8 protein-coding genes, 1 tRNA gene and 1 pseudogene are annotated in these 9,720 nt (G+C 55.7%); 5 read left to right on the top strand and 5 right to left on the bottom strand.

Going from position 1 to position 9,720, the window contains the following annotated elements:
* Positions 1-361: 361 nt before the first annotated feature.
* Positions 362-1,483 (bottom strand): DUF4428 domain-containing protein, encoded by a 1,122-nt coding sequence (locus tag AC5LBQ_RS08890; RefSeq protein WP_493265255.1) that lies wholly within the window; start codon positions 1,481-1,483, stop codon positions 362-364.
* Positions 1,484-1,767: 284 nt separating this feature from the next.
* Here AC5LBQ_RS08890 and AC5LBQ_RS08885 point away from each other — a divergent pair, with 284 nt between their 5' ends.
* Positions 1,768-3,006 (top strand): SPFH domain-containing protein, encoded by a 1,239-nt coding sequence (locus AC5LBQ_RS08885; RefSeq protein ID WP_493265254.1) that lies wholly within the window; start codon positions 1,768-1,770, stop codon positions 3,004-3,006.
* A 61-nt stretch (positions 3,007-3,067) separates the two neighbouring features.
* Here the strand turns inward: AC5LBQ_RS08885 and AC5LBQ_RS08880 are convergent, their stop codons facing one another.
* Positions 3,068-3,616, bottom strand: a complete 549-nt coding sequence (locus tag AC5LBQ_RS08880) for a low molecular weight protein-tyrosine-phosphatase (RefSeq protein ID WP_493265253.1) — start codon at positions 3,614-3,616, stop codon at positions 3,068-3,070.
* Between the two features lie 178 nt (positions 3,617-3,794).
* Between AC5LBQ_RS08880 and AC5LBQ_RS08875 the strand changes: the two genes are divergently transcribed.
* Both AC5LBQ_RS08875 and AC5LBQ_RS08870 read left to right on the top strand, forming a co-directional pair.
* Positions 3,795-3,868, top strand: a tRNA-Pro gene (locus AC5LBQ_RS08875).
* Between the two features lie 888 nt (positions 3,869-4,756).
* The gene (locus tag AC5LBQ_RS08870; RefSeq protein ID WP_493265252.1) at positions 4,757-5,992 is read left to right on the top strand and encodes a DUF6688 domain-containing protein; all 1,236 of its coding nucleotides are present in this window, start codon (positions 4,757-4,759) and stop codon (positions 5,990-5,992) included.
* 250 nt (positions 5,993-6,242) lie between these two features.
* Here AC5LBQ_RS08870 and AC5LBQ_RS08865 read toward each other — a convergent pair whose 3' ends face one another.
* Both AC5LBQ_RS08865 and AC5LBQ_RS08860 read right to left on the bottom strand, forming a co-directional pair.
* The gene (locus AC5LBQ_RS08865) at positions 6,243-7,283 is read right to left on the bottom strand and encodes a trypsin-like serine protease (RefSeq protein WP_297591277.1); all 1,041 of its coding nucleotides are present in this window, start codon (positions 7,281-7,283) and stop codon (positions 6,243-6,245) included.
* 2 nt (positions 7,284-7,285) lie between these two features.
* On the bottom strand, positions 7,286-8,242 hold the full coding sequence (locus AC5LBQ_RS08860; RefSeq protein WP_493265251.1) for a DUF418 domain-containing protein: 957 nt from the start codon (positions 8,240-8,242) through the stop codon (positions 7,286-7,288).
* A 547-nt stretch (positions 8,243-8,789) separates the two neighbouring features.
* Here AC5LBQ_RS08860 and AC5LBQ_RS08855 point away from each other — a divergent pair.
* Positions 8,790-9,068, top strand: coding sequence for a transposase (locus AC5LBQ_RS08855; RefSeq protein ID WP_493265250.1), 279 nt, complete (start codon positions 8,790-8,792; stop codon positions 9,066-9,068).
* On the top strand, positions 9,065-9,565 hold the full coding sequence (locus AC5LBQ_RS08850) for an IS3 family transposase (RefSeq protein ID WP_493265249.1): 501 nt from the start codon (positions 9,065-9,067) through the stop codon (positions 9,563-9,565). Before AC5LBQ_RS08855 ends, AC5LBQ_RS08850 begins: the two co-directional genes overlap by 4 nt.
* On the opposite strand, the pseudogene AC5LBQ_RS08845 reads toward AC5LBQ_RS08850, so the two are convergent.
* A pseudogene (locus tag AC5LBQ_RS08845) lies at positions 9,562-9,720 on the bottom strand (metallophosphoesterase); the annotation flags it as partial. The gene AC5LBQ_RS08850 and the pseudogene AC5LBQ_RS08845 sit on opposite strands and share 4 nt — an antisense overlap.

Here is a 9,720-nt window from a genome sequence, read left to right as displayed (position 1 = left end):
GACTGCCCCAAGAACCACACCGGGGTGGATGCGGGACGTTTTCCGCGGTAAGCCTGGCGGATAGGGGCATCTATTTTTGCCGTTGCACTAGGTGTGTCTGTCGAGTTCAAAAAGTTTCCCCGGTTGCTTTCCACGGTCGATTTCCCTCTCCTTGGGGTTAAGTGTAACTCGCCGGGCCTCAACCCACGCTCAGAATCGCGAGGACGTTTCCCGAAACGGAGCTCAGCTAGACGCTCGGCGGCGTGCTGGATAAAGTGTCTGACCCGAGGCTTGCCGAGGGCAAACCAACGGGGGCTTCCTCACGGAAGCCCCCGTTGAATGCACGATCCTCACTCCATAGGTTCGCTTCGCATCTGGGATTTCAATAGACTTTGGTACCACAGCTGCCGCAGAATTGCCCATCTACCGGGGCATTACAGGCGGGGCAGTTCGTCGGATGCGCACCCTGAGCTGGCGCCCCGCCCATCTGGGCACCCATGCCCTGCGGGGGAACTGCCCCCATCTGGGGCTGCTGCATTGGCATCGCGCCAGGCATCCCGGGCTGCATACCCGGCTGCGCCATGCCTTGCTGGGGCATGCCCATACCCCCGGCCATCATGCCGCCGGCCATAGAAGCCATACCCGGCTGACCCATCATTCCAGGCTGGCCCATCGGCTGGCCCATGCCCGGCTGCATACCGGGCTGCATCGGCATTGTGCCCGCCATACCCGGCTGGCCCATCATGCCAGGCTGACCCATCGGAGCCCCCATGCCGCCAGCACCGGCGCGGAGCTGGGCGAGGGCCTGAATGGTCTGTTGAGCTTCCTGCAACTTTTGCATATCGTTACCCACCCCAAAGAACGAACCGCGCAACCGCACTTCGGGCCAGAACCGGTTGGTGGTGCCCACCACCATGGTGATGTCCGTCACTTCGGAAGGCATCCCCGCATCGTTGATTTGATTGCCGACGGAACGGAAGTACTGAGTCATTCCCGAACCGTTGACGAACATATTTGCTGATTGAGAGTTCAGTTCGCCACCCATCGCCCCCATCATTCCCATGTTGCTGCGGTGTGAACCCTGAGAATCGCGATCGTACTGATCGGGGATACCATCGCCGTCCTCATCGTCCGCGATGGAATCGTAGTGAATTTCCGCATAGAAATTCCCCAGTTCGTTAAAGGCAAATACTTGGGCGTTGCCCTGCTTGTAGTCGCGCCCAATCTTAAACCGGAACCAGCCGTGGGTGTCGTCAAGTTCCAGGCAACCCCCGGTCCCAATCGAGCGGGTAACTTGGAACTTGGCGGCACGTTCTTTGTTTGCCTCGCGCAACGCCAGATGTTCGTTCACGTCCGCGACGGTGCGTTGCTTCCACCCCGAGGACAGGTCAGACAATTTCTTCTTGCAATCCCCGCACAGGAAGCCGTCTTGCAGCTTTTGCTTCGTGAGCATTCCGGCCTTTTGAGAACACAGCGCGCATTCTTTCGCATCAAATAAACCCATGATTTCCTCCTTGGTATTGACTCCCACTGCGGGGTTTCCATCCCTATGTTTACAGCGCCGCCGCCCAAAACGAACACCCAAATGGGTGAAAACCCGAACACACCGCCCTTGTGACCGCTCACGCCCTCCTGAGAAATGCCCGTTCGGCACGAAACCAGCTAGGTTTTCACCCTTTTGGGTGTTAAATCGTCTAGATTTTTAGTGAAAGCTGGAGACGAATCAGCCGGGTTGTCAGCGAGGCGACCCGAGTGGACTGTTGAAAACACCGACATTAGGAGGAAAACATGGGCTTGATTCAGGCGGCAGCAGGCGCTATCGGCGGAACACTTGCGGATCAGTGGGTGGATGCCATCGCCGCACAAGACATGGGGGAAGGCATCGTCTTTACCAAGGGCGCCCAGATGCGCCAAGGCGGGCGCGGGTCTAACAAGCGTGGCTCCGAGGACATCATTACTGACGGCTCTAAGCTGCTGGTTTACGACCGTCAAGCGTTGCTGGTTACTGATTCGGGCAAGATTGTGGACTTTTCCACCGAGCCGGGCGCGTACACGTTTAATTCCGGTTCGGCGCCGTCGCTGTTTACCGGGAGCTTGGGAGATGCGCTGAAAGAGACTTGGAATCGTTTCAAGTTCGGCGGCACTCCTTCCGGGGCGCAACAGGCCTTTTACGTCAATCTGCAAGAGATTAAGGGCATTAAGTTCGGCACTCCTAACCCGGTGCAATACTTTGACAATTTCTATAACGCCGAGCTGTTCCTGCGCGCGCACGGCACCTATTCCATTCGCATCGTCGACCCGCTGAAGTTCTACGCTGAGGCGATTCCGCGTGACGCCACACACGTGCATATTGATGAGATTAAGGAACAGTACCAAAACGAGTTCCTGGAGGCGTTGCAGGTTTCCATCAACCAGATGAGCGTGGACGGAATCCGCATTTCCCAGGTCACCTCCAAGATGAGCGAGTTGTCGAAGTACATGCGCGACGCTTTGGATGCCGAGTGGCTGCAACAGCGCGGTATCGAGGTTCAGGCCGTTGGTATTGCTTCGATTTCTTACGACGAACAGTCGCGCAAGATGATTGATATGCGCAATCAGGGCGCTATGCTCCAAGATCCCACGATTCGCGAGGGATTTGTGCAAGGGTCCGTGGCGCGCGGTATCGAAAACGCCGGGTCGAATCCGGCGGGCGCGGGTATGGCCATGATGGGTGTCGGCTTGGGAATGCAGGCCGGCGGCGGTTTCATGGGAGCGGCTTCGGCTTCGAACCAGGCGCAGATGCAGGCTCAGCAGCAGGCGGCGCAGCAGGCTCAGCAGACCGAGGCGGCAGGTGGCGCCGGCGCGGCCGGCGCGACTTGGGCTTGCGATTGCGGGGCACAAAATACCGGCAAGTTCTGTTCTAACTGCGGTAAACCGCAGCCGGCGGCCCCGGCTGCGGGCGCCGGAAGCTTTTGCTCGAACTGCGGGGCAAAACTCCCCGACCCCAAACCAAAGTTTTGTGCAAATTGTGGAAACGCATTGGGTTGAGGGTGAAACCCTCAACCCAAGAGAGCGTTTCCGTCACAGCGTGAGACCGGCAAGCCGAGCCCTACCGGGCTTCTGCCCCTCCGGCCTTGTGCCAACGCAACAGGCCCTGAACACCGGACTCCACGACCGCCAAAGTGCGATAGAACCCGTCCTGGTTCCCATACCAGGGGTCGGGCACGTCCGCGTGACCTGCGGAAGAATACTGGTCGGAATACCCTGGCGACGATTGCAGATAATCGCTGATGGAGCCGAAAGGCACGGTACCGTCGAATTCCCGCCACAGGTGCAGTTTGTCGGTACTGACCCCGGAGGAGGCCATCATGCGCTGGAGAATACGGGCGTGACCTGTGGTCATTGCCAGCACAAGGTCGGCCTCGCGTAGTTCCGCGGTGGTGGCGCGGTGGGCGAAGTGGCTGGCGGGCAGGTTATATCCGGCTTCGCGAAGGACTTTTGCCGCGCGCCGATCCAGACCGTGGCCGTGCTCTTCGTCCGAGGTTCCTGCCGAAGATACGCGCAGGTCAAGTCCCTCTCGCTGGGCAGTTTCGCGCAGGACGATTTCGGCCATCGGGGAGCGGCAGATGTTGCCGGTACAAACGACGAGGATATTCACGGGTCGATTGTATCAAAAGCCGCGAACCCGGCGCTCTAGGGGCGGCTGGGCCACCTGCGCGATGCTTGCTAGCGCATCGCAGTTTCGGGTGGGACTCATGGCGCGGCGCGGACTTTCTGAGCGGCTGCGATTTCTGATATTTCGGTTCATCTGTATAATTGAGGGGTTGCAAAACGCACGGGGTGTGGCGCAGCTTGGTAGCGTGCTTCGTTCGGGACGAAGAGGCCGCGGGTTCAAATCCCGCCACCCCGACTCCGGTCAAGGTAAGCACCTTGACCGGTTTTGTTTTGCCCGCGAAGCGGGCTAGTTGCGCGACACAGCCGCGTCGCAAGCCTACTTGCGTAAGCGAGCTGGGGCCGCGCAACGTAGCCGCGGACGCAGTCCGCGGCAAAACAAAACCGGAAGGTATTTGCCGCTTCGGCTAAGGGGCATGCAATCGCGCAGAGATTGCGAATACCCCGACGGAGGAGCGGAGCGAACCTCGACGGCTGAGTTTTCGACTAAGTGGCATGCAATCGCTTAGCGATTGCGAATACCCCGACAGGGTGTGAGTGAAGCGAATACCCCGACCAGGGCAAACGCCCACAATATAGCCAAAAAACCAGCTTAAACCCCCAACACGGGAGGGTTAAAGGACAAATTGTGTGTTTTTTATCCGGGTTTTTCGTTGTGGTAGAGCTTTAAAGTCAGGTTGAAAGTTGGTTTGGCTGAACTTTGGGGTCGGTCAAATTGTGTGTCTGTTTTCCCGTGTTTTGTTTGTGTTGGCGGGGAAAGTCGGGTTGATAGTTGGTCGGTTCATGAAGCGTACTGGGTTTTGTTCCTACTCGTTTTTGAGAGGATTAGGGATATGTCTAAGAGGTATTCTCAGGAGTTTAAGGATCGGGCGGTGCGTATGCTCGTAGATTGCTTGGCTAGAGGGCTAACCCGCGGGGCTCCACTCGTTCTAGGGCGACTTATAGTAGTAATCGACAATATTCGCTAACCACGCGCATATACTGGGCGCGACTTCGAGCTATTTGGGGTCGCGCCCGTTACGTGTGCGACATCAACGGAGCTAAGCACTATATGGTCGGTAAAGTCCTGCGCTAGTTCAATGGTCTAGAAAACGCGTGTATCGTGTTTTGCAGGACAGGAGGACAAGTGAAGCTGTACCGCTACGCCAGCAAGCACCCCTCTTTTTCGCGAATCGTTTTGACTCTGTTGATCGGAATCACCGGAGCGATTGCCTACCTCGTATCCCAACCTCCTTCAGGCGCAAGTCAGATTCTCGGGCAGATTCTGGTTGGAGGAGCCCTCGTCGCGCTCGCGGCCGGTTACCCAGTAGCGCTGACTGTCAGCCAAATAATCCGTGCGGCCAAAGCGGGGAGTGGTAAGGACCTGCCGGTTCTCGATGCGGGCCTGGACGTTTGGACCCTGTGTGTCATAGCGGTTTATGAGTTCGGATACCTAGGGTTCTTCAAAGAGGTTGTGCCTACTGCGGACTGGCACGTCCAGCTGGTAAACTACCAAACCCACGCGCCGATTTACACGCGGGCATGGCCACACGTGCTGTTCATCGCGCTACTGTTCGTACTCGGATTCCTCATTTTGCGGTTTAACGAAGCCAGACAGTTGCCGCCCCTCGTAGTTGTGATTGCGATTGCGGGGCTCTACTTGGGCGTTGTGTTCGGCCTGGTGTGGACTATCCAGATCACAACTTTTGAAACCCCCCTAGACGCACTGCTGATTCTTCCTTTGTTGGCTGTGCTTGCGATTGTGGTGAAAATAGTTGCAATCCAAGTGCGCGCCTACGAAGCTGATGGAGATAGACGAGGCCGCATCGACAGCTCCTCGGTATTGAGCAAACTCGACGCAATGGTGGCTGACGCGAAGCGCTGGCCGCTTCTAGGGTTCGTGGTGGCGCTCCCGCTACTTGCCGTGCTGGTCGGGATTCTAGCTTTGTTTGGGCAATCGCCGAGCATGGTGGTGAGGGCATTTACGGAGACCAGTGACTGGAACCTGTCACAGCAGGTTGCCCCGCAAAACGTGTATTTTGACGAACACTACCTTTGCACTGTGGCCGCCGGCGGACACCGAGCGGTGGTAAAACCAATCCGCATGGGCCTGCGTCATGGCCGGCCGGTGGTTGTGAATCGCCAGCTTCTTGTGGCCAATGCGTTTGAGCAGGTACTGGAAGAGCGTGTGCCCAGAACCCATCGGGTTATTCGGCGCTTATATGACACGTATGGCTTCCCGGTTGCCAAGCTGATCAGATCGCAGTGGGCGGCTGATGCTGTGTGGTTTTTGATGAAACCAGCGGAGTGGTTCTTCCTGGCCGTCCTCTATCTGAATGATCGTCATCCGGAAGATCGCATAGCCCTCCAGTACACGGCCTAACGGAGCCGTACACTTTTAACGCCCGTGTTCCGTGACCCGAGCACGGATTGAGCCAGGTTTCGGTTACTGGCTTTCTATAATCTTCCTGTTGGTTCAGCAATGCTGATCGGTTGTGAACTTCAGTAGGCAAGGGGGTCAGATACGGGTCGCATGACTGTAAAAGAGCTAATGTTTGAAGCCGCCACCCAGTTTTCTGGGAGACGGCTTCAAAGGGTGAAATGCTATTCGCTAGACAGTCCAGTAGGAATCCTTACTGGCGCGCATTGCGGATACGTGAGCCGATTGCTCCCACCGCAAGGCCTACGAGTGCGATCGCAAGGTAACCCCAAATATTATCGCCACTGGTTTGAATGTTCTTTGGCGGTGCAGGAGTGTTTTCTGCAGTTAGAACGCTTTGGGTGTCGCGGCCAGAGACAATGTTGTCGATCCATTCGGCGGTGCCTGCAACTGTGGTGATTGCAGCACTAGGGGAGGGAAGGTCCGGATCCCCATTGGCAGTTCCAGCGGTAGCAAGTCCCGCAAGCTTTCCGTCGACAAAGAACGGGCCACCAGAGTCACCGCCCTGCATGCCAGCTCCAGAAACTGACTGCACATCCAAGATAGAGGTTTCGATCCTAGGCTGTATGGAGTTGTCGGCTGGGACTTCCGACATCCCCTCAGGATTAGACTCGGTTTGGCTGGATTCTGACATTCCAGGTTTTGACGGTAGAGCCTGTGGCGGGGCAGTCTCTGTAGACGCATCAGCGCCGGTAGGTGCCTTGGAATCGGAAGGAGTTTCGGGAGCACTCGGCGTGTCAGAACCGGAAGGTGCGCCACCTAGTAGCTCTTTGACAACCATTTTGGCCATTGGTAGCTGTCCAGATCGTGCCATTGACGAGCTGCTACTCCAACCGTAAAGAGTTCCCGTCTGACCTGGGGTTGGAATATCGTGGGAGATTTTTGCGGGGGTTGCGTTAGTCACTTTCTCAGTCAGGTGAAGTAACCCCGCGTCAGATGTGGGCGAAAGAGCCCAGGAATCAGCGTTGTAGACCTTTCCAGCGATGCGTGCCTGGGTGCCTTCATTGTTGACTGACTCTAGACAGTGGCGCGCTGTGAGTACCCACTGGTCGGCAATGAGTGTGCCTGTGCAGTCACCAAAGCTGCCGATTTTGCCCATTTTGAGCGCGGCAACGGAACTGCTTTCCGCATTATCGGGCGCCGGATCTCCATATTCGAGTGCGAGAGCCGGAGTGGCAGTCATTAGAAGGACGGCGCTGGCAATGGTCGCGATCGAAAAAGATGTTTTTTTCACGGTTAATTCCCTTTCTTAGAAGGAACAATGGCCTTGATCGTGGTGGCAACGAGTTTCTCAGCAGGACCCTGTCCTGCAAACTTCTTCCAGAGGCTGGCTGCGACGAGGAAGAATACGATGAAACCGATTGCTGACAAAGTGGAATGCAACGCGACATTTTGCTGCCAGTAGAAAGCGGTGAGAATGTGCAGAATGTAAATGGTTAGCGACATTGTTCCCATGGCAGCGAAAGGGTAAACCAAGGTTGAAGAGAGATTGCCTATGAGCACACATAGGTGGATCACTACGGCTGCAACGGCAACGGAGAGGATAATCTCTCCGGCAACACCGGTGTGACCGGTAAAGCTGAGCCAGCTGGGAATGTCTGGGTCAAATCGGAAGTAGATGCCGATACCAGCGATGACAACGCTGATAGCGGTTACGATCCAGCTCAGTCGAGTGTTAGGGTTGCTGTTCTCATCGGGGTTGCGCTGTAGTCGGCCGCGCAGGTACACATCGAAAAGAAGCATGCCACCGATGAAGTATGCAATCCATGCCAATAGCGGATAAATCTGTGGCAGTTCGATGGGGGCGTAAACGATTGTTGCGGCGATTGTGGCGGCAATAAATAGACCGAGCCTCCACCACGTTCCCAATGCGGGCATCCAGGAAACTAGGATCATTACCAGGCCCATTACGATGAGAACCACTTGGATTTGTCCACCCACGGGCAGTAGTGCCAGGCCGATGAGGATGATTAAAGCGCCTCGGGCTATCAGCCGCAAGAAAGTGGTGCTGGTGTAGTTTCGTCCAATAATCATCATCGTCGCGCCGGCGATGATGGCAAATAATGATGCGGGTAGGCCAGAGAGTATTACTTTGGTACTCCAAAGTAGCGAGGCCATGTGGATAACTATCATTCCGATGATCGCGAGTGAGCGCGCTACATCAAGCCCCACGATTCGTGAAGGTTTAGACACTCAGTTCCCTCCTTTACTAATACTTTAGCGAACTGTTATTTGGTTAAAAATACTCCCTAAAACCGACGTGTCAAATTATAAATAACTGCCAAATCTGGCAAAATATTTAGAGAATTCTGAGTGTCTTTTGGTTTTTATTTTGACAGTTTGCGATAGCAAATCGAACGCGGGATTCCATAACACCAGTAGGCGGTTGCCATCCAAGACTCAGTTTTGATCTTATGAGAATGTGTAGAAGATGCTTCTATTCAAGGCTGACCTTGGCATGGAAGAAAGCGTGATGCCGTGATGGATTTGCTTACGATTTCGCCTCAGGTTCTGCATACGATCCGTTGGTTTCATTCATGCAGGTTAGACACCCAGGGGATGAGGGAGTTAAAAGCTCCCGTCTAATGCGAATATTTAATGCAGCTGGGGCGTACCAAAAGGCACGCCCCAGCGCTATGTGATTGTTGAAGTGAAGCGTACTGGGTTTTGTTCCTACTCGTTTTTGAGAGGATTAGGGATATGTCTAAGAGGTATTCTCAGGAGTTTAAGGGATCGGGCGGTGCGGTTGCTTTCTGATCGGTTGGCTGCTGATCGTTCGTGTTCGCAGTGGAGGGCGGTTAATGAGATAGCGCTGAAGCTGGGGATCGCAAACGAGTCACTGCGCCGCTGGTATGAGCAGCATTTGGTTGTTACGGGCGAACGGCAGGGGCTCACGCGTGAAGAGCATGAGGAAATCAAACGGCTCAAACGCGAGAATGCGGAGCTGCGTAGGGCGAATGAGATTTTGAAAACTGCCTCGGCTTTTTTCGCAGCGGAGCTCGACCGTCCGGCCCGATGATGATTGCTTATATTGACGAATATAGGGGTCGTTTCGGGGTCGAGCCGATTTGCCGGACACTGGGTGCGAGTCTGGAAGGAGGGTTTATTACCTCTCGCGGCTACCGGCTAGCGAAGAGCAGACCAGCAAGCTCCAGAAGCATTCGTGATTGGATTCTTGCTGAAGAACTACGCGAGATTCACGCACACAATTTTGGTGTCTATGGTATTCGTAAGATGTGGCACGCAGCCAGGCGCGCGGGCTGGGATATTGGTCGTGACCAGGTCGCTCGACTCATGAAAATCGCTGGGATTGCTGGTGTTCGCCGGGGACGCACAGCAATAACAACCAGACCCGCTCAAGTACCAGATTCTCGCCCGGATTTGGTGAATCGGCAGTTCACGGCCAGTAGGCCCAACGAACTGTGGGTTGGGGATATCACGTATGTTCGAACCCTATCCGGGTTCGTGTATACAGCGTTCGTAACCGATGTTTATAGCCGAAAGATTGTAGGCTAGGCGGCGACGAGCTCAACGATGTAGGCCGCCGGCGGGCAAAACACGCGCCAGGGGGTGAATGGCGAGGTCCCCAGGCCGGGGCTGACGCAGACGCTCATGCTTGCCCGGTCCGGTTTCCCGGTTTCGCTCTCGATTGCGGGGCACGTGTCGGCTTG

Source organism: Mobiluncus sp. (assembly GCF_985070215.1).
Note: the sequence above shows the minus strand (reverse complement) of the source record. Positions and strands in the feature narration are given on the sequence as shown.